Origin of the sequence: Pseudomonas sp. 10(2024), assembly GCF_045164175.1 — a bacterium.
GTDB lineage: Bacteria > Pseudomonadota > Gammaproteobacteria > Pseudomonadales > Pseudomonadaceae > Aquipseudomonas > Aquipseudomonas alloputida.
Window position 1 is genome coordinate 5327109 of the sequence record NZ_CP174006.1, and the last position, 21055, is coordinate 5348163.

At 61.9% G+C, this 21055-nt stretch carries 14 protein-coding genes and 1 riboswitch; of the genes, 2 read left to right on the forward strand and 12 right to left on the reverse strand.

All coding sequences use genetic code 11. From position 1 onward, the window contains the following. Window positions 1–161 precede the first annotated feature (161 nt). The 9 genes from ACI7M0_RS24160 to ACI7M0_RS24200 form a co-directional block, all read right to left on the reverse strand. Window positions 162–872, reverse strand: coding sequence for a membrane integrity-associated transporter subunit PqiC (locus ACI7M0_RS24160; RefSeq protein WP_003249494.1), 711 nt, complete (start codon window positions 870–872; stop codon window positions 162–164). Window positions 873–1044: 172 nt separating this feature from the next. Further along, window positions 1045–3303 (reverse strand): DNA topoisomerase IV subunit A, encoded by a 2259-nt coding sequence (parC, locus tag ACI7M0_RS24165; protein ID WP_104962652.1) that lies wholly within the window; start codon window positions 3301–3303, stop codon window positions 1045–1047. Window positions 3304–3316: 13 nt separating this feature from the next. Next, window positions 3317–3835: a TIGR02281 family clan AA aspartic protease gene (locus tag ACI7M0_RS24170; protein WP_010955495.1), complete on the reverse strand. Its 519-nt coding sequence runs from the start codon at window positions 3833–3835 to the stop codon at window positions 3317–3319. Further along, window positions 3832–4818, reverse strand: coding sequence for an esterase-like activity of phytase family protein (locus ACI7M0_RS24175; protein ID WP_047604659.1), 987 nt, complete (start codon window positions 4816–4818; stop codon window positions 3832–3834). The genes ACI7M0_RS24170 and ACI7M0_RS24175 overlap by 4 nt, the downstream gene beginning before the upstream one ends. Continuing rightward, on the reverse strand, window positions 4815–6719 hold the full coding sequence (gene parE / locus ACI7M0_RS24180; RefSeq protein ID WP_010955497.1) for a DNA topoisomerase IV subunit B: 1905 nt from the start codon (window positions 6717–6719) through the stop codon (window positions 4815–4817). The genes ACI7M0_RS24175 and parE overlap by 4 nt, the downstream gene beginning before the upstream one ends. Window positions 6720–6754: 35 nt before the next feature. Next, window positions 6755–7363, reverse strand: a complete 609-nt coding sequence (locus ACI7M0_RS24185; protein WP_003249484.1) for a YqiA/YcfP family alpha/beta fold hydrolase — start codon at window positions 7361–7363, stop codon at window positions 6755–6757. Between the two features lie 131 nt (window positions 7364–7494). Next, window positions 7495–8295, reverse strand: coding sequence for a 3',5'-cyclic-AMP phosphodiesterase (gene cpdA / locus ACI7M0_RS24190; RefSeq protein WP_014859643.1), 801 nt, complete (start codon window positions 8293–8295; stop codon window positions 7495–7497). An 85-nt stretch (window positions 8296–8380) separates the two neighbouring features. Then, window positions 8381–8833, reverse strand: coding sequence for a DUF1249 domain-containing protein (locus ACI7M0_RS24195; protein WP_003249480.1), 453 nt, complete (start codon window positions 8831–8833; stop codon window positions 8381–8383). Then, window positions 8824–9441 (reverse strand): NUDIX domain-containing protein, encoded by a 618-nt coding sequence (locus tag ACI7M0_RS24200; protein WP_003249478.1) that lies wholly within the window; start codon window positions 9439–9441, stop codon window positions 8824–8826. The genes ACI7M0_RS24195 and ACI7M0_RS24200 overlap by 10 nt, the downstream gene beginning before the upstream one ends. 185 nt (window positions 9442–9626) lie before the next feature. On the opposite strand from ACI7M0_RS24200, the gene ACI7M0_RS24205 reads away from it, so the two are divergent. After that, the gene (locus ACI7M0_RS24205) at window positions 9627–10373 is read left to right on the forward strand and encodes an RsiV family protein (RefSeq protein ID WP_003249476.1); all 747 of its coding nucleotides are present in this window, start codon (window positions 9627–9629) and stop codon (window positions 10371–10373) included. Here ACI7M0_RS24205 and cytX read toward each other — a convergent pair. Both cytX and thiC read right to left on the reverse strand, forming a co-directional pair. After that, the gene (cytX, locus tag ACI7M0_RS24210) at window positions 10342–11625 is read right to left on the reverse strand and encodes a putative hydroxymethylpyrimidine transporter CytX (protein WP_003249474.1); all 1284 of its coding nucleotides are present in this window, start codon (window positions 11623–11625) and stop codon (window positions 10342–10344) included. The two genes, ACI7M0_RS24205 and cytX, sit on opposite strands and share 32 nt — an antisense overlap. Window positions 11626–11769: 144 nt before the next feature. Then, a complete protein-coding gene (gene thiC, locus ACI7M0_RS24215) occupies window positions 11770–13650 on the reverse strand; it encodes a phosphomethylpyrimidine synthase ThiC (RefSeq protein ID WP_003249473.1) in 1881 nt (626 codons plus the stop codon). 155 nt (window positions 13651–13805) lie between these two features. Continuing rightward, a riboswitch (TPP riboswitch) is annotated at window positions 13806–13912 on the reverse strand. Between the two features lie 160 nt (window positions 13913–14072). Here thiC and ACI7M0_RS24220 point away from each other — a divergent pair. Next, window positions 14073–15506 carry a TolC family outer membrane protein gene (locus ACI7M0_RS24220; RefSeq protein WP_003249472.1) on the forward strand — a complete coding sequence of 478 codons (1434 nt, stop codon included), beginning with the start codon at window positions 14073–14075 and terminating at the stop codon, window positions 15504–15506. A 134-nt stretch (window positions 15507–15640) separates the two neighbouring features. Here ACI7M0_RS24220 and ACI7M0_RS24225 read toward each other — a convergent pair whose 3' ends face one another. Next, on the reverse strand, window positions 15641–21052 hold the full coding sequence (locus tag ACI7M0_RS24225; RefSeq protein ID WP_256658181.1) for a S8 family serine peptidase: 5412 nt from the start codon (window positions 21050–21052) through the stop codon (window positions 15641–15643). Window positions 21053–21055 lie beyond the last annotated feature (3 nt).

Genomic DNA, 21055 nt, shown 5'->3' on the forward strand with positions numbered 1-21055 from the left:
GCGGGTTTACCCGCGAATACGGTAGCGGCGGCAACGGCGAACGGCGGGTGAAAATTGGCCAGCAGGGCCCGCCTCTTCGCGGGTAGACCCGCTCCTACGAAGACCGGCAGATACAAAAAAGCCCGCAGCGAATGCGGGCTTTGTCGTATCTGGCCGTTTGATCAGAACCGATAAACTTCCATATCGGTGCGAATCGGCGAGGCCATCGGGATTTTGGGTTTCTCCGGCCCCTTCTTCACCTGCGTCGGTGCAGCGGGCTTTTTCGGTGCCTCTTCGGCAATCGCCGGCTGGTTGGCCAGCGGCTTCACCGCTGTGCTCAGCTGTTCAGCCAGCTTCTGCAGCAGTTGGCCCTGAGCCTGCACCTGCGACGACTCACTGCCCTCGTGCTGCTGCTCGAGGTGAATGATACGGTTGTCACGCACACGGCCACGGCGGTCAAGCAGACGCCACTGGGCATCCAGGATAGCCGGCTGGTTCTTGCCCGAGTCCAGGCGTGTAATCGACAGCAGCACTTGCACGTCCGGGCTGAAGCCTGCGGTCGCCGGGGCCAGTACTACGCGTTGGCTGTCCAGACGCCAGGCCAGTTGACGCACCAGCAGTTGGTCAATATCCGATGAAAGGCTGCCAGCCCAACGACCGTCGGTCGCCGCGCTCAGGCTGCCATCAGGTTGACGCTGCAGGAATGTCTCACGCTGAAGGTAATCGGCCACCGAGACCGGGCCGAGTACCACGGCCATGCCCGCACTCTGCGACGGCTGGCCAGGATCACCACTGTCGAGCTGATACAGGGCAACCGGCTGATGCATGGTGCACCCGCCAAGGCCCAGCAGGCCAGTCATCAACAGCGCAAATGGAAGGCGCAGAAATTTCATCATCCCATCCAGGCGGCTGCCACAAGGCACACCGCAGTGATACATGTATATTCAAACGGGCACACGGCCACGCCGGCACCGCAAGGGGCATATCATCCGCGAAATAACCGTCCGACTCCAGCATTTCTGCCCGAAACGGCGTTGAAATTGCCGTTCCAGACATTACAACCGGTTATGTCGGCACTTCCACCTGCAACCCATCGACACGCTGGAACCCGCGTGGCAGCTTGCTGCCACGCCGACCGCGCTCGCCCTTGTAGTGCTCCAGGTCGTCCGCCTTCAAAGACAGGGTACGCTTGCCGGCCTGCAATACAAGGGTCGCGCCTTCGGGAATCACGGCCAGATCGGTAACAAATTCTTCACGGCTGGCCACCCGGTCACCCGGCACGCCAATGATCTTGTTGCCCTTGCCTTTACCCAGTTGTGGCAAGTCGCTGACCTTGAACACCAGCAGGCGGCCTTCGGTGGTCACTGCCGCCAACCAGTCCTGCTCGCGATCGGCCACTGGACGCGGGGTCATGACCTTGGCCCCGTTGGGCAAGCTGAGCAGGCCTTTGCCGGCCTTGTTCTTGGCCTGCAGGTCTTCACCCTTGACCACGAAGCCGTAACCGGCATCCGAAGCCACCACGTACAGCGCATCGTCGTCAGGCAACAACACACATTCGAAAGTCGCCCCCGGTGGCGGCGTCAGACGGCCAGTCAGCGGCTCGCCCTGGCCACGCGCCGATGGCAGGCTGTGGGCGGCCAGCGAGTAGCTGCGACCGGTGGAATCGATAAGCACGGCAAACTGGTTTGAACGCCCGGCCGCAGCAGCCTTGAAGCCGTCGCCGGCCTTGTAGGAAAGGCCAGTGGCGTCAATATCGTGGCCCTTGGCGCAGCGCACCCAGCCCTTCTCCGACAGCACCACGGTGACGGGCTCGGTCGGCATCAGCTCGTTTTCCGACAGGGCCTTGGCTTCGGCACGCGCTACGATCGGCGAGCGACGATCATCGCCATAGGTTTCGGCATCCTTGATCAGCTCGCTGCGCACCAGCTTGCGCAGTTTGGCCTCGCTCCCCAGCAAGGCCTGCAGCTTGGCTTGCTCCTTCAGCAACTCATCCTGCTCACCGCGGATCTTCATCTCTTCCAGGCGCGCCAACTGCCGCAGGCGGGTCTCGAGGATGTAGTCGGCCTGGATCTCGGTCAGCTCGAAACGTTCGATCAGGGCCTGCTTGGGGTATTCCTCAGTACGGATGATGTGGATCACTTCATCCAGGTTGAGGAATGCGGTGAGCAAACCGTCCAACAGGTGCAGACGCCTCTCGACCTTATCCAGACGGTGCTGCAGGCGGCGACGAACGGTATTGGTGCGGAACTCCAGCCACTCCACCAATAGGGTTCGCAGGTTTTTCAACTGCGGCCGGCCGTCCAGGCCGATGATATTCACGTTGACCCGGTAGGTGCTTTCCAGGTCGGTGGTAGCGAACAGGTGCTGCATCAGCTCGTCGACATCGACGCGGTTGGATCGCGGGATGATGACGATACGGCACGGGTTCTCGTGGTCCGACTCGTCGCGCAGGTCGGCGACCATCGGCAGCTTCTTGGCCTGCATCTGCGCGGCAATCTGCTCCAGCACTTTGGCCCCGGAGACCTGGTGCGGCAGCGCAGTGACGACGATGTCGCCATCCTCGACGCGGTACACGGCGCGCATGCGGATCGAGCCGCGGCCGCTTTCGTACATCTTGAGAATTTCAGCCCGCGGCGTGACGATCTCTGCCTCGGTAGGGTAATCCGGCCCCTGGATGTGCTCGCACAACTGCTCAATGGTTGCCTTGGGCTCATCGAGCAGTCGCACACAGGCACTGGCCACCTCTCGCAGGTTGTGCGGCGGTACGTCGGTGGCCATGCCCACGGCGATACCGGTGGTACCGTTGAGCAGGATGTTGGGCAGGCGCGCGGGCAGCACGGCCGGTTCCTGCAACGTGCCATCGAAGTTCGGCACCCAGTCCACAGTGCCCTGGCCGACTTCGCTGAGCAGCACTTCAGCGTAACGCGACAGCCGCGCCTCGGTGTAGCGCATGGCGGCGAACGACTTCGGATCATCCGGCGCACCCCAGTTGCCCTGGCCATCGACCAGGGTATAGCGGTAGCTGAACGGCTGCGCCATCAGCACCATGGCCTCGTAGCAGGCCGAATCGCCATGGGGATGGAACTTGCCGAGCACGTCACCGACGGTACGTGCCGACTTCTTGTGCTTGGCATCGGCATCGAGCCCCAACTCGCTCATGGCGTAGACGATGCGTCGCTGCACCGGCTTCAGGCCGTCGCCGATGTGCGGCAGGGCACGGTCCATGATCACGTACATGGAGTAGTTGAGGTAGGCCTGTTCGGTGAAGTCAGCCAGCGAGCGGCGTTCGACGCCGTCCAGGCTGAGTTCCAGTGAGTCGCTCATGCGGGCCTCGTCATTATTTCAGGTTCTGGCGCAGCAGCATGGTGCCACCGCGCTGGGTAAATTCAAGTTGTTGCAGGGCACTCATGCCCAGCAGTACGGTGGACCCATCCAGGCCCGGCACCACGATGGCGCGTACGTTCTGCAGGCGGATATCGCCCAGTTGCAGGCTGGTCAGGCGCGTGCGGTAGCCTTCGGTGCGGCCGTTGGCGGTGCTCAGTAGCACCGGGCTACCGCGCTCCAGGCTCAGTTCATGAGCCAACGCCTCCGGGATCGCCACGTCGGTGGCGCCGGTGTCGAGCATGAAATGCACCACTTGGCCGTTGATGGCACCATCCACCACGAAGTGGCCCTGGCCATTACTCAGCAGGCGCACTTCGATAAAGCCTTGACCATGCTCGGATTGCACCTGGCGGTTGGGGTTACGCTGGCTGTCTTCCCACTGGCCGAAAAAGCGCGTGGCAAGAAACAGCGCCGCCGCCCAGGCGACGATCATCAGTAACTTGCCCGCGCGCTTGCCCGGCGCCTGGCTCATGGTTTGGCGCTCCAGCCGCCTTCCGGAGCGTCGAAGCGCCAGACGACCGGGCGGGTTTCACCATCGGCACGGGCGCCGTTGTTGTTGTCCAGGCCAATCCAGGCGCCCTTGGCATCGATCACCAGTGCTTCGGCCAGGCCAAACGGCTGCGCGTAGCGCCGTGACTCGACCAGCGCATCAGCAGCGAACGACCAGCAACGCTCGACCTTGCCACTGTCGACATCACGTCGGCACACCCGGTAGGCGTTACGTTCGAGGGTAAACAGCTTGCCCTCGAACCAAGCCAGGTCAGCGAAGTCGCGCGACAGGGCCCTGGCATTGGGCATCTGCGCGGGTTGCATTTCGACCCCCGCCTCGCTCAGCAGCACGCAACCACGCCCGCAGGTCCAGACCGACTGCTGGCGCTCGATAGCCAGCAGGCCACGGCGCTCACGCTCGGCAGCCAGCCACAGGCGGTCACCCGCCGGGTTGATCGCCAGGCCTTCGAACAGGGCATTGAAGTTCAGCAGCATGCCGCTTGCCCGGGCCTGGCGCACCATGGCCGAGTCGATCCTCAACCAGTCCGGCTCGCCTTCCAGCGGCAATTGCAGCACCGCGGCATGCGCCTCGCTGACCAGATAGAGGTTACCCGCCTGATCACAGGTGATACCTTCGAAATCCAGCTCGCCACCGCGAATGTACGATGCCGCCCAGTTGCGCGACTTCAACCCCCATGGCAGGCCGCTTTCCGGGACAGCCGGCGGGGTGAAGGTAAGCGGCTGCGCGCGCCAGGTCGGGTTCTGCTGATCGAAGCGGTAGATACGGTCGTCGTCACGATCGGACACGCCCCACAACCCACCCCGGCATTCCACCAGCCCCGACAGGTTGCCACCGCGCATACCGTCGATCGGGTGCTCGGCTGTCATCTTCAGCTCTGGCCAGTTGCCCGCCAGACAAGGCAGGGCAACCAGCGCCAGGCAAACGGCAAGTACTTGCCGAATCAAACCATGACCTCGGCCAGGTTGCCCTTGGTTTCCAGCCAACTCTTGCGGTCACCGGCGCGCTTTTTGGCCAGCAGCTTGTCCATCAGCTCGCAGGTTGCTTCTACGTCGTCCAGGGTCAGCTGCACCAGGCGCCGGGTGTTCGGGTCCATGGTGGTTTCGCGCAACTGCGGCGGGTTCATCTCGCCCAGGCCCTTGAAGCGTGTTACCTGCGGCTTGCCGCGCTTCTTCTCGGCCACCAGGCGGTCGAGGATGCCGTCACGCTCGGCTTCGTCGAGGGCGTAGTAGATTTCCTTGCCCAGGTCGATGCGGTACAGGGGCGGCATGGCCACGTAAACATGCCCAGCCTCGACCAGTGTCCGGAAGTGTTGAACGAACAGCGCACACAGCAATGTGGCGATGTGCAGACCATCGGAGTCAGCGTCGGCGAGGATGCAGATCTTGCCATAGCGCAGCTGCGCAAGGTCGGTTGCACCCGGATCGACGCCAATGGCCACGGCAATGTTGTGCACTTCCTGGCTGGCCAGGACTTCGCCCCCGTCCACTTCCCAGGTGTTGAGGATCTTGCCGCGCAGCGGCAGGATGGCCTGGAATTCCTTGTCCCGCGCCTGCTTGGCCGAACCACCGGCCGAGTCACCCTCGACGAGGAACAACTCGGCACGCATCGGGTCCTGGCCTGCACAATCGGCCAGCTTGCCGGGCAATGCCGGGCCCTGGGTGATGCGCTTGCGCTCGACCTTCTTGCTGGCCTTGAGGCGGCGCCCGGCGTTGCTGATGGCCAGTTCTGCCAGTTGCATGCCCAGCTCGGGGTGGGCGTTGAGCCACAGGCTGAAAGCATCCTTGACCACACCGGAGACGAACGCGGCCGCCTCGCGTGATGACAGGCGCTCTTTGGTCTGCCCGGAGAACTGCGGGTCCTGCATCTTCATCGACAGTACGAAGGTGATGCGCTCCCAAACGTCTTCCGGCGCCAGTTTTACCCCGCGTGGCAGCAAGTTGCGGAACTCGCAGAACTCACGCATGGCATCCAGCAGGCCCTGGCGCAGGCCGTTGACGTGGGTGCCGCCCTGGGCGGTGGGAATCAGGTTGACGTAGCTTTCCTGAATGCTGTCACCGCCTTCGGGCAGCCACAGCAAAGCCCAGTCAACCGCTTCCTTGTTACCCGCCAGGCTGCCACAGAACGGCTCGTCGGGCAGGCGCTGGAATTCGTTGACCGAGTCGACCAGGTAGGAGCGCAGGCCATCCTCGTAGTGCCATTCCACCTTTTCGCCGCTGGCCTTGTCCTCGAAGCTGACCAGCAGCCCCGGGCACAGTACCGCCTTGGCCTTGAGCACGTGCTTGAGGCGGCTGATGGAGAACTTGGGCGAGTCGAAGTACTTCGGGTCGGGGCTGAAGTACACACTGGTGCCGGTGTTGCGCTTGCCGACCGAGCCGACCACTTCCAGCTCGCTGGCCTTGAAGCCATCGGCAAAGGTCATCTGGTATTCGTTACCGTCACGTTTGACGCGCACGCGCACCTGCGTCGACAGGGCGTTGACCACCGAGATACCCACCCCGTGCAGGCCGCCGGAAAACTGATAGTTCTTGTTGGAGAACTTGCCGCCGGCGTGCAGCTTTGTGAGGATCAGCTCGACCCCGGACACGCCCTCTTCCGGATGGATGTCCACCGGCATGCCGCGGCCGTCGTCGCTGACTTCCAGCGAATGGTCGGCATGCAGGATGACCTGCACCGAACGCGCGTGGCCGGCCAGTGCTTCGTCGACACTGTTGTCGATGACTTCCTGGGCCAGGTGGTTGGGGCGGCTGGTATCGGTGTACATGCCCGGCCGCTTGCGGACCGGATCAAGGCCCGAGAGGACTTCGATGGCGTCTGCGTTATAGGCGCTAGCGCTGGGATTGGCCATAGGGTCTCGTCGTCAGTCTGGTGAATGCAAAAAAGTCAAAATACAGAAAAATCGAGCGCCGCATACTGCCCACGGGCAATGCCTGCGAACGCCAGCAGTGCCGGCAGGCGCTCGGCGAAGCCCTGGAAGCTGTGGTCGCCACCGGCCTGGATACGCAGGGCACAAGCACGGTAATAGCGCTCGGCGTGTCGATAGTCCAGGGTTTCATCGGCGGTCTGCAGCCACACTTGATAGCGGTCGGCATCGGCCGGGGCCGCGACTTCCAGCTCGGCCAGGGCCTGCACGTGATCGTGGGTCAGCTCCCAGGTTTCACCGCTGTAATGATTGCGCTGGGTGCCCAGGTAACCGTCGAAATGCTTGTGCGGGGTTACCGCCGGGTTGACCAGCAGGGCCTTGAGGCCATGGCGCTCGGCCAGGTGGGTGGCATAGTAGCCGCCGAGCGAACTGCCCACCAGCAGTGGCGCCCCCAGTTCGGCGATGGCCGCTTCGAGCTGGACCATGGCTTGCCGTGGGTGGTGGTGCAGGGCCGGCACTCGCAACTGGTCGGCCAGGCCGAGCTGCTGCATGACTGCCTCCAGCTGACGCGCCTTGGTCGAAAGCGGCGAGCTGTTGAAGCCATGGATATAGAGGATGGAACCCGACATGCTGCCCCCGGAATCTGTGGCTTCGCGCCTGATAATGCGGGCGCAGGGACGCGCAGTGTAGCGCGTTCGCCGGGTTTTGACGCAGTGCCACGGATTTCGCAATACATTTCCGGCAGGCTGACGTGGCCTGCTCAATACCCTGGGCTGTCGAAGTCGAGCTGCACCTCGAAATCCAGCGCCCGCTCCACCCCGGTCTCCAGCCGCCCGTCGGCATGCAGGCGCAACCAGCGGTACCCCGGATGCTCTTCGCTCACCTGGAAGTCTTCGCTGCGCGCCGCGAACTGAATGCAGGTCGACGGCGTGGCCAGCAGGCGCCGCCCCTCTCGGACCTCATCCCATTCCTGATGCACATGCCCCCATAACAAAGCCCGTACCTGTGGATATCCTTCAACGATATCGAACAGCGCCTGGGCATTGCGCAAGCCGATCGGCGCGATCCAGGCGCAGCCGATATCCACTGGCTGATGGTGGAAGCACACCAGGCAATGCCGCTCGCCGGCCTCTTTCAAGGCGGCTTCCAGTACGGCCAGCTGGTCATCTTGCAGAAACCCGTGGGTAGCACCCTGCACGGCGGTGTTGAGCATGACCACCCGCCACGCGCCGATATCGGTCACCGCCTGCACCAGTTCCGGCGCCACCTGCGCCATCACCTGAGCCTCGTCATGGTTGCCCGGCAGCCAGCGAGTGGGTACGGCAAACGGTGCGGTCAGCTCCCGAAACGCTTCATAGGATGCCACGCTGGCATCCTGGGACAGGTCGCCCGTGCACAGCAGCAAGTCGACAAGCGGCTGCTCGCGCCGCACCTGGGCCACCACGTGGCGCAGGCTGTCTCGGGTCTTGAGGCCCAGCATGCTGCCAGCCGGGTCGGCGAACAGGTGGGCATCGGTCAGTTGCACCACATGCACGGGGCGCGATTGGTCTGGCGGCGACAACGGCCATCTCCTCGAATGGATTCAGCGGGAATTATGGCTGTGCGACGGTGACGAGCAAACACCCGCAACCGACTCACGTCACAATTCAGCGAACACTTGCCAGTTCGTGGCCGCAGGCCAGGCAGTGGCTAAGCCATTCACCCAGGAACAGGTTGAGCTGGGCCTTTTCGTCCGGCTGGTGCATGGCATCGTTCGGATACGGGTAGATGCTGCGCAGGCGCCGGGTGTGTTCGGCGCTGACCACTTCGGCCATGCGCGCATCGTGATACACCTGCACTTCCAGGTGTGGCACTGGCAACCACGGCAGGCTGTGTTCCTGCCGCACATGCAGGGTGGTGGTATACGGGCAGGCCAGCACCACGTCGAGCACCAGCACGCCAAGCATCTGGTCACCCTGGGTCATGCCGATGCGGCGCGAGCTCTGGGTGGTGCGCATGTCGGGCAACAAGCGCATCAGCCGGGCATAGTTGGCCTCGCAGGCTGCCTGCAGCCCGACCAGGTCAACTCGATAGCGCTCGCGCAGCAGGTTCACTTCCACATACCTCTTACTTCGTCACGGTTCAGCGCCAGCCATTGCAGGCCAATGATGGTGGCCGCATTGCAGATGCGCCCGTCGCGCACCGCCTGCAGGGCATCCTCGAACGCCCACACGCGTACGCGAATGTCTTCGCCCTCTTCCTCCAGGCCATGCAGCCCTCCCGCGCCCTCGCTGCTGCAACGGCCGAGGAACAGATGAACGTATTCGTCACTGCCGCCAGGCGACGGGAAGTAGCGGGTCATCGGCCAAAGGGCGCTGAAGGTCAGGCCGGCTTCTTCTTCAGCCTCGCGATGGGCGACTTCCTCGGGCTGCTCGTCTTTGTCGATCAGCCCGGCAACCATCTCGATCAGCCAAGGGTTGGCGACCTTGTCCAGGGCGCCCACGCGAAACTGTTCGATCAGCACCACTTCATCGCGCGCAGGGTCGTACGGCAGCACGCATACCGCATCGTGGCGCACAAACAGTTCGCGACTGATCTCGCGCCCCATGCCCCCGGCAAATAGCTCGTGGCGCAGGCGTAACTTGTCGAGCTTGTAAAAGCCCTGGAAGCAATTGGCCCGCTCGATGATTTCGAAGCCCTTGGGCACGGCGTTCAACGCGTCTGACATGGAAATCCTCATTACCTCGAATACTGCTTCGCGCCATCCTACTCCGCACGCCTGTTGGTTTCACCCCTTTCCAGCAACCGCTGGCGCACTCGGGACAGCAGCCCTTCACTCTGTTAGCTTAGTGGCGAACTGAAGGCCGCGCAGACGGTCAAAGGCCGACTTTTCCCTGTTCTGCAAGGATCATCATGACACTTGTCAAACTGACTTCCGTGGCCGTGCTGGCACTCGCTCTGGGCGCCTGCCAGAGCCTGTTCACGCCCAACTACCGGGCCCCGCTCGAGGTCAAGCGCGACGCCTGGGAGCATGTCAAACCCGGCTGCAGCGAGAGCGACTGCCCGCTGGTGAACATCGACATGATCCACTTCCCGGCCCTGCCCAAGCTCGACGGCATCGTCGAAAAACGCCTGCTGCAGCTGACCGAAGACAATCAGCATGGCACCGCACCAGCCACCCTGCAGGCCTACGAACAGCAATATCTGGCCAGTGCCGACAAACGTAACAGCAGCTACTTGCAAGCCAAGGTACGCGAGCAGCATGACGGGCTGGTGATCATCGAGTTGTCCAGCTACCTGGACAGCGGTGGCGCCCACGGCATGCCCGGGCGCGGCTTCATCAACTATTCACGTAAGCTGGACAAGGTGCTGACCCTGCAGGACATGCTGGTGCCCGGCCAGGAAGACACCTTCTGGAAAACCGTCGAAGAATCGCACCGTGCCTGGCTGATGAGCGTGGGAATGGACAAGGATGCCGAGTTCGTCAAGACCTGGCCGTTCAAGAAATCGCCGCACGTCGCCCTGACGTACGGCGCGGTAGTGGTCAAGTACGAGGTCTATGCCATCGCGCCCTATTCCATGGGCCACGTGGAACTGAAGATCCCCTACCCGCGCCTGAATGGCGTACTCAAGCCTGAACTGTTTCCCGGCCGCGGCTGAGGCTTAGCAGCCCATGCAGCACACCTGCCAGCAGCAATGCGGGCAGGGTAGCGCCCAGTTCCGGTGCCTTGGCGGCAATCAGGTGATAGGCCACCGCCCCGGCAAACCAGGCCACCAACGCCTGCCAGTGCAAGCCATTGACCTGCGCTGGCAGACGGCGTCGACGGACCACGTAGTGGTCCATCAGCACCACGCCGAACAGCGGTGCGAACACCGAGCCGATCAGCAACAGGAAGTTTTCGTACTGTGCCAGTGGCGCCAACAGGGCGATCAGGGTGCACAACACGCCGATGGCCAACGCCAGGTGCTCGACCTTCAGCGGTAGCAGCACACCGGTGGAAACCGCCGCCGAGTGGATGTCGGCGAAGGCCTTTTCCGACTCGTCCAGCAGAATAAGCAGCAGCGGAATCCCCATGCCGGCGCCTGCCAGGGCCAGCAGCAGGGCATTGACTTCGCCACTGGCGGCGAACGCCAGCGTGTACGCCACGCCCAGGCTCATCAGCCAGGTGTTGCCGATGAAGTAGCCAACGACCGTGCCGCCGAACACATGCTTGCCATTGCGGGCAAAGCGCGAGTAGTCCGCGATCAGCGGCAGCCAGGACAGCGGCATGGCGATGACGATATCGAAGCCAACCGCCAGCGACATCGAACCATCCCCGGCACGGTTCCACAGTTCGGCCAGGTCGGCCTTGGCGAACAGGTTCCAGGTCAGCCACAGGCAAGCGCCCAGCAACAACCAGATCCCCCAGGCGCGCAGCACCTTGCGCACGAAGGCCAGTGGCCCGCTGACGGCCAGCAGGGTGGCCAGGGCACCGAAGCACAGCGTCCAGAGCATGGGGCTGTTCCAGGCACTGTCCTCACCGAACGCTCGCGCCCCCAGCAAGCTGGCAGCATCGCGCATGACGATAATCTCGAAAGCGCCCCAACCCACCAGTTGCAGCAAGTTGAGCAGCGCCGGCAAGCGCGCGCCATGGCTGCCCAGGCTGAGTTTCAGGGTGCCCATGGCGGACAGGCCGGTGTCGCTGCCGATAACCCCCGCCGCACCCAGCAACAGCACACCGACACCGGTGCCCAGGGCGATGGCCAGCACGGCGCCAGCAAGGCCCAGGCCTGGCGCCAGCATGGCGCCGACCTGCAGCACCATCAGGCCGATGCCGAGGGAAAACCACAGTGAAAACAGGTCGCGAGCACCGAAAATGCGCTGCTGGATGGGGATTGGATGGTCGGGAGAGAACTGGCTGGGTGATGTCATGGTCATGTCCGCAGGAGTGATGTTAAGTGGCATACACCACCCTGTGGGAGCGGGCTTGCCCGCGAACACCGGCAAAGCCGGTGCCATGCACCGCAGTGCTTGCTTCGCGGGCAAGCCCGCTCCCACAGGGTAAGGTGCTGCGGTTTAGACTTTGTGGTACAGCTGGCTGCCTTCCTGGCGGAACCGCTCGGCCTGCTCACGCATGCCTTGCTCGACCGTCACATCCACGGCCTCGATCTTGGCAGCGTACTCACGCACTTCCTGGGTGATCTTCATCGAGCAGAACTTCGGCCCGCACATCGAGCAGAAGTGCGCGACCTTGGCCGATTCCTTCGGCAGGGTCTCGTCGTGGAAAGCACGGGCGGTGTCCGGGTCGAGGCCCAGGTTGAACTGGTCTTCCCAACGGAACTCGAAACGCGCCTTGGACAAGGCGTTGTCGCGAATCTGTGCACCCGGGTGGCCCTTGGCAAGGTCGGCGGCATGCGCGGCGATCTTGTAGGTGATGATGCCGGTCTTGACGTCGTCCTTGTTCGGCAGGCCCAGGTGCTCCTTCGGCGTTACGTAGCAGAGCATGGCGCAACCGAACCAGCCGATCATCGCCGCACCAATGCCCGAGGTGATGTGGTCGTAACCCGGCGCGATATCGGTGGTCAGTGGGCCGAGGGTGTAGAACGGCGCCTCGTCGCAGCACTCCAGCTGCTTGTCCATGTTCTCTTTGATCAATTGCATCGGCACGTGGCCGGGGCCTTCGATCATGCATTGCACGTCGTGCTTCCAGGCAATCTTGGTCAGCTCGCCGAGGGTTTCCAGCTCACCGAATTGCGCCGCGTCGTTGGCGTCGGCAATCGAGCCAGGGCGCAGGCCGTCGCCCAGCGAGAAGCTGACGTCGTAGGCCTTCATGATTTCGCAGATTTCGTCGAAGTGGGTGTACAGGAAGTTTTCCTTGTGGTGCGCCAGGCACCACTTGGCCATGATCGAGCCACCGCGGCTGACGATGCCGGTGACCCGCTTGGCGGTCAGGGGTACATAGCGCAGCAGCACACCGGCGTGAATGGTGAAGTAGTCCACGCCCTGTTCGGCCTGCTCGATCAGGGTGTCGCGGAACAGTTCCCAGGTCAGGTCCTCTGCCACACCGTTGACCTTTTCCAGGGCCTGGTAGATCGGCACGGTACCGATCGGTACCGGCGAGTTGCGAATGATCCACTCGCGGGTTTCGTGGATGTGCTTGCCGGTGGACAAGTCCATGACCGTGTCCGAGCCCCAGCGGATGCCCCAGGTCAGCTTGGCCACCTCTTCCTCGATCGAGGAACCCAGGGCGCTGTTGCCGATGTTGCCGTTGATCTTCACCAGGAAGTTACGGCCGATGATCATCGGCTCTACTTCCGGGTGGTTGATGTTGGCCGGAATGATCGCGCGGCCACGGGCGATTTCCTGGCGGACGAATTCAGGGGTAATTTCTTTCGGGATGTTGGCACCGAAGCTGTGGCCGGCATGTTGCTCATTCAGCAGGCCGGCGGCGCGGGCCTCCTGCAGCTTCATGTTCTCGCGGATGGCCACGTATTCCATTTCGGCGGTGATGATGCCCTGACGGGCATAGTGCATCTGCGAGACGTTGGCGCCGGCCTTGGCCCGGCGCGGGTTGCGCACATGGGCAAAACGCAGCTTGGCCAGCTCTGCATCGTTCAGGCGCTGCTGACCGAAGTCGGAGCTCAGGCCTTCCAGGCGCTCGGTGTCACCGCGGGCTTCGATCCACGCCGAACGCACATCGGCCAGGCCTTTGCGCACGTCGATGATCACGTCGGGGTCGGTGTACGGGCCAGACGTGTCATACACCAGCACCGGGGCGTTGGACTCGCCGCCGAAATCGGTCGGGGTGTCATCCAGGCTGATTTCACGCATGGGGACGCGGATGTCCGGGCGCGAGCCTTCGACATACACCTTGCGCGAACGCGGGAAGGGTTGCACGGACTGCTGATCGACTTGTGCCGATTCGCTGAGGTTGATCGCTTTTTCTTGTTTGGTCATCACAGGCTCTCCTGACGGCTTCCTAGCAGTGGAATGTCGGGGTGAACCTGAAACGCGCGGACGCACCCTCTTTGGGTGCAGTGCCGGACATGGGGGGTGCCTGAAGCTGTATGCAGCTGTGACAATCCCGGACCTGGCACAAGAGGCTCCCCGGGAAGGCGAGCAATCTTGTTCCCTACGCAGGCGCTAACCTGATCAGGTTCAACGGGATCCGCACCTCTGCGATCTCAGCCTTTGCTTCAAGGCACCCCGACAAGAACATGCGCAGTCTAGACTGGAGTGGTCAGCAAAGCCAAGCAGGTAAATGCGCGGATGATGAAAGGCACACCGAGCGATTGTTGCCGGGTGCGCATGGCACTACACTGGCCCATCGCTCGATACTCAACAGTTCAGTAATTAAATTTCGTACAAGGATTGCCTCTATGCTGCGCAAACTCTCACTGGCGATAGCCGTGTCTTGTGCGTCCAACGGAGTGGTCTGGGCAGCGGACGTGCCTTCGACAGTCAAAACCGATCTGGTCAGCGTCTACCAGGAAGCAGTGGACAACAACGCCGACCTGGCTGCAGCCCGCGCCGATTACGGGGCGCGCCGCGAAGTGGTGCCGCAGGCCCGCGCCGGGTTGCTGCCAAACCTGTCGGCCGGTGCAGAGATGATGAACACCCGCACCAAGCTGGACGAGCCGTCCATGACGTCCAATCGCAGCGGCAACGCCTGGAGCGCGACCCTGGCTCAGCCGATCTTCCGCGCTGATCGCTGGTTCCAGTTGCAAGCCGCCGAAGCCGTCAACGAACAGGCAGCCCTGGAGCTGTCGGCGACCGAGCAAAACCTGATCCTGCAAACCGCGCAAAACTACTTCGCCGTCCTCCGCGCCCAGGACAACCTGGCCGCCACCAAGGCAGAAGAAGCCGCCTTCAAGCGCCAGCTGGATCAGTCCAACGAGCGTTTCGACGTGGGCCTTTCGGACAAGACCGACGTGCTGCAATCCCAAGCCAGTTATGACACTGCACGGGCCAACCGGATCATTGCCGAACGCCAGGTGCAGGATGCCTTCGAGGCCCTGGTGACCCTGACCAACCGTGAGTACACCTCTATCCAGGGCGTGGTGCATAGCCTGCCGGTACAAGTGCCAACGCCCAACGATGCCAAAGCCTGGGTCGAAACCGCCGGGCGCCAGAACCTCAACCTGCTGGCCACCAACTACGCGGTTTCTGCCGCAGAAGAGACCCTGCGTCAGCGCAAGGCCGGGCATGCACCGACCCTGGACGCAGTGGCCAAGTACCAGAAGGGTGACAACGACAGCCTTGGCTTCACCAACCCATCGCAACTGGGGGTGCGCTACAGCGGCGATGTCGAGCAGACCAGCGTTGGTCTGCAACTGAATATCCCGATCTACAGCGGCGGCCTGACCAGCTCGCAGGTACGCGAGGCTTACCAGCGCCTGAGCCAGAGCGAGCAACAGCGTGAAAGCCTGCGCCGCCAGGTCGTGGAAAACACCCGCAACCTGCACCGCGCAGTGAACACCGATGTGGAACAGGTGCAGGCGCGCAAGCAGTCGATCATTTCCAACCAGAGCGCGCTGGAAGCCACCGAAATCGGCTACCAGGTCGGTACCCGCAACATCGTCGACGTGCTTGATGCCCAGCGCCAGCTGTACACCTCGGTGCGCGACTACAACAATAGCCGTTACGACTACATTCTCGACAACCTGAGCCTGAAGCAGGCAGCCGGCACCCTGAGCCCGCAAGACCTGCAGGACCTGAAGCGCTACCTGAAACCTGACTACAACCCGGACAAGGACTTCCTGCCGCCGGACCTGGCGGCAGCAGCGGCCAAGAACTTCGAGCGCAGGCCTTGAGATAGGGGCTGGACCATTCGCGGGCAAGCCCACTCCCACACGTACCGTGCCAGGCCTGAAGGCATGATGCACCTGTGAGAGCTGGCTTGCTGGCGATAGGCCTCCAATATCACTCCAGCCCTGAACGACAACGCCTAGGCGGCTACGGCAATCGTCGAGTCGATGCGTTGAACCGACATATCACCAATTAGCGCAGGCCCCGCAGGTTCAGGGGCGAACGCAGCCATTGCATCAACAAGATTTCCCAGGCTCGGTAGCGAGTGCTCGACAGCAAACAGCGATGACCCTGCTGAAAGGGCGGAAATTTCTGGCACGGCAACCGCTTCAGATGTGACCATTGCCGGCTGCGCAAAGATAAAGTCCTCCGCTGTCACCTGCGCAACTTCGAGCGCATCCAGGTACAGCATCTTCACAATACCTTCCTGCCCCGGCACTGCCTGAGTATCAACGGCTACACCGTGAATCTGCGCAAAGTCATTGAGTTTGAAGCGCTGGACTTTGCTGACGTGCAGATCCTCGAAGCGACTGATGCCTACCTGGGTCAGGTCAATCTTGTCGATACCGTGTCGGAACCCCCGAAGGGTGTTCTTGTAGTCGCTCACACCTTCTTGTTTTGTCACCAGAAACACGCTGGGCGCAACCGTCGGCGGGGAATATATCGTGCCTGCCAAAGAAGCCACCAACTGCCCGGATGCGTCACTGGCAAGCGACACGCCACCTGCACCACCGGTAAGCAGAACATTCGCGCTGACAGGCGGGGTCGTCTGCTCTTCAGGGCTGCCCTCGAAATAACCTGGCGCAGCGGTGAAAGCGTCAAGGAAACGGAAGTTCGCTGACCGCAGTTCAGCAATCGTAGTGTCCGCAATCGTCAGCTTCTGCCCACTGCCAAGGTCGAGCACAGTCGAATTGCCGTCCTGTTGCATCTGCAAGTCAGCAAACCCTGAACCACCAAAGCCGATCAGGTCGATCACCTCACGCGAAGTCTCGAACTGCTTGAGTACATCGTTACCGCCTGCACGCCTGTGGATGACAAAGCGGTCGGTACCCTCCCCCCCCTTGAGGAGATTGTACCCACGGCCACCATCCAGTAATGCCCCGGTGGGCCCGGCGATCAAGGTATCGTCGCCATCACCACTGATAAGGTTTTGCACCGAGCCAGGGGTTATGGTGAGCGCCGCACCGGCAATACTGGCGCTGCCGCTGGCCAGATCCACCGAGATACTGCGACTTACTGCAGCCGCGTTCAACGTATTGCGCCCGCCAGCGGTGCCGCTGATGGCATCGTCAAGCTTCGCGCGCCCTGGGTTTTCTGCCACCAGATTCGCGTAGTCGTCGGTAAAGTAATAGACATCATCGGTGGTGCCGGGGCTGCCGACGAGGCGCAGCGTCCAGCGATCAAGCGTTAGCGGTAAGCCAGCAACAGCATTACGCACCTCAAGCTTCCACTCCCCAGCCGAGCGCTCTGCGCGATGATGGGTCGACATGAACCCATATTTGAACGCCCCTGAACGCGAATCGCCCAGATCGTCATCACCAGAGCCCGGCGCCTTGCCTGTGCGATCGAGCAGTACGCTGCGCGTGCCGCCAGGCGACACCAGCGTGAGCGTCATGTCGCCAAGGCGGCCGACCATCGAGTGGACATCGACCTCCACATGCTCCACCAGCAAATCAGCCGGCAGGGTCAAAGACAAAGTCGCAACCTGCCCCGCCGCAACCTGTTGAGCCACTGGTTCACTGCTGGCTGTCAGCAGCCTTTCATTGGCCTTGGTCGCCCGGCTCCCCCAGGACTCGGCAAGGCGCACTGCGGCGCGGGCGTCGATCATGCCAAAGCCATAGTCGTGGCTGGCGTGCATGCCACCGCCATTCCAATTGCGCCCTGCGTTGTAAGCCCATTGGGTTGATGCGTCATCCACTATGCGCGCAGACAGTGCGAGGATCTGCTGAACATCCCGGTAACCCAACCCCGGGTTGGCCTGCAACATCAACGCCACCACGCCTGAGACGATCGGCGCGGCGAAGCTGGTGCCCTGAGTCGTGCTGTAGGCGCTGCCGACCGACGCACCGCGCTCCGCTTCAAGGCTGACGCCACTGGATAAAACATGGCTCCCCGGTGCAGCGACCAGCAAGCTGGAGCCTGGATTGGAAAAGGGTGCCGTGGCAGCTTGCAGTACCGAGAGGTCTGCCTTTGCATTGATGGCCGCCACTTCAATGGCGTGGCGGTTGTTGTTGGTCAGCGAGCCCTGTGCATTACCGCCTTTATGGCGCTGGTTGCCACCAGAGGCGACGACGATGGTGCCTAGCCCGCCACGGCCGTTGGTGGCGGCAAGCGTAGTGCTGAATGCCAGCGCCAGAGCAGTATCGACTTTTCCTTCTGGAACATTTGTAAGTCCGAAGTCCGTTTTGAAACCCCAACTGTTGTTGGCTATGTCGTAGTTGACCATTTGCCCCAGATTGGTCAGGTCATCGCCTTTGTTGGCCAGGTAGTGCCCGCCGATCTTCGCATCATATGCGATGCCGATCCCTCCTTGATCATTGCGCGCGCCAACCATGACCCCAGCCACTTGAGTGGCGTGATTGGACGCCAGAGCGGGCAGCGTGCCATTAGTGCGTTGGGTTTGCAGCCAGATAGGATCGATATTCGGCTTGAGATCGGGGTGCCCGATGTCGAAGATTTCCGGCGCCACGGCAAACTCCCCACCCGGCTCGAACTGCCCTATCCTCACCCCCTTGCCCGTGAAGTCACGCCATACCGGCGCGACATTGATCTCGTCCAGATACCACTGCCGCCCCGACAGCGGGTCAGCGGGGGATTGTTCATGGCGCAACGTTACCGTTGCCCGCAAGGGTGCTGATGCAGCACTGCCCACCTCGGTCACACTCATGGAGGCGTTGCCGGCAGCATCGACCAAGTCGTAGCGGAAACTGACATCACCGTCATGGCCTGGCAACGGCGTGACCTCCACATCACCCTGCTCATTCAGCCGCACTGTTGCACCCTTGCCAGCGCTGACTGAGGCGATGCGCAATGGCCCGTTGCTGCCAAGTGGCTGATCATTGCCCAGCAGCGCCGTTGCAGGGACTATCAGCGCCGTGTCAGTGGTGGCGAATGTAGCCAGTTGCTCAGGCGAGAGCCTGTCGCCGATTGGCATGGCGCCCCCGCCGAGAAGATCGATGGCAGCAATGTCGGCGAAGCTGAGTTTCTGGATGTTGCTCAAGCTCAGACGGCCATCTCGTCCCGCCACGGTGTCGGTGATCAGGTGGCCCGATTCGGTACGTGTGATCAGGTACTCGTCGTGAGCACCATGCAAACTGACCAGGTTGGTGCCTGCGCCTCCGTCGATCGTGGCATCGCCGCGTCCGGCCTCGATCACGTCATCGGCAGCACCGCCCGTAATCCGATCAGCGCCACCACCGGCGTAAATGATACTTCCGCCCACCGAGGCCCGGATGCGATCCCCCTTGGGGCCCGCATAGATCACCGACTTGCCGGTACCGCCAATGATGTCGTTACGGCCTGTACCCCCCACAAGCACATCGTTGCCGCCCCCGCCAATCAGCAAGCTGTCGCCCGAGCCGCCCTTGATGAAAACTCCGCGTTGACCGCCGCTGGCGATGATGTCCTTACCCCGCCCGCCTTGCGCAATGGTCAGCCCGGCCTTGGCCATGTTCAGCCCAACGCCATGCTCCCCCACGATCAGTGCCGTGTCGCGCCCACCATTGCCCTGCATGTTCGCCCAATCGTCGCTGGCACTGATCACGAATACATCGTCGCCCGCCCCGCCGTGATAGGTGTTGCTGCCACCGCCACCAACCAGCCAACTGCCCTCTGGAGCCGCGGTCAAGACATCATCGCCCGCGCTGCCGTACAGCGTCTGTACGCCGAGCGCTGCGGCGTCCAGCGTGCTGCCTTGAGTACTCTGGCTGATGTAGGCCCTTCGGGAAGTGGGCCCGCTTGACGAAGTCAGTAGAGCGCCACCCTCCTGGGCCTCGATCCGATTACCGACGGTATCGGCGAGAAACCTCACCGCCAGTACTTCCCGGTCCTCACCATTAACAGTGAAAGCGCCTCGGGAAATGACCTCGTTACCCTGACGCACCTCTCCTACCGGCTCGACCTGGCCGAGCTTGATCTGGCTAATGCCATGCTCCTGCAATGCCCTCAGCTCACCGGCATCGGCAAGCCCGTCATGGTTGCCATCGACCCACACCTTCAATTGCGCCCAGACGGCGTCTTCAGCGTTGATGACGCCATCGGCGTTGGCGTCAACACTTGCCAGGGCGGCGAAGCCATCCTTGAACGGTGTTTCACCAGAGCTGCCGTCGCTGCCTGCCTTGCCGCCGTAGTATTCGGAGAACAGCTGGCTGACGTTGCTCACCTGGCCGGTACCGTTGTCATGCACCAGCATGCCGGTCAGCCGGTCTGCCCAGCCGGTGCGGCGCAGTGAACCACTGTTATCGATATCGAACAGTACGCCTTCCTCGATACCCGTCAGACCAACGCCCTTGCCGCTGAGGTCGAGCAAGAGCGGGTCGACAAACGTGTTCACCGTGGTCATTGCTGCCAACCCGTTGAGTACCACGGCATTGCGCAGGCTGAAATCCGGTTGTTCATTGCCATCACGATAGAACTGAGCCAGATGCTGATTGGGTCGCACGTTGGGGTCGATCTGGAGCTCGCCGGGGCGAACACCACCGGTGGCCAAACTGCCCAACTGAGCGGAGGTGAAGTCGGTGTTGTCGAGGGTGCTGTCGGTGAATGCGATACTGTGGGTCAGGCGACGATCGACGTAGCCGTTGGAGACGTCATTGCGGATATCGTCCTGGCCTTGGAGGTCGCGGCGGGATTCGGTTGTGGGGGTGATTTCGATTTTGATTGAGGCGTCTGATGCACCTCCACCTAAACCAGTATCTTGATGTATGAAAAAATCAACCAGTTTGTCGAAAGTAGTTGACGCAAGATCGAACCATCCCGTGGGTGCTTCGATATGATGAAACCACTTTCTAGCAGCTCCAATTACCTCTTTTGAACCCAACACACTTTTTTGGCTCATAAAAGCATGGGTACGCCCTGCCAGCTCTAGCTCCTTCGCGGGATCCCCCGCAGAGGACAAAACCAGTCCCCAATATATCTGTTTACTTTCTTCTGGCAATCCTAAAAATATGGGATAAAGGGTCCAAGCGCTTTCAGGATATCCGGAACCTTCAAATACTTGCTTATGGAAATTCGCTATAGCAGTTTGAGGTATTGGCCCTAAAACAAAACCATCCACCGCATGCGCCTTTAACGCATTCAGATACTCCTTAGCCATATTAAAACGGATGATTTCAACATCTTCATCGCGCATTGGCATACCCGCTTCTGCGGCTACGCCTTTCATGTAGTTTATCGCCGCCACACCTGCAATGCTGTTCCCCCGAGCCACACCATTTGCGAGCACCGCATATTTATCACCTTTTTCGGCTAATTTATCATACATCGCCGACGGACCTTCTTTTGTTAACAACTCGCTTGCAAGCTCGATATCAGAATGGCTTAATTTCATCATAAA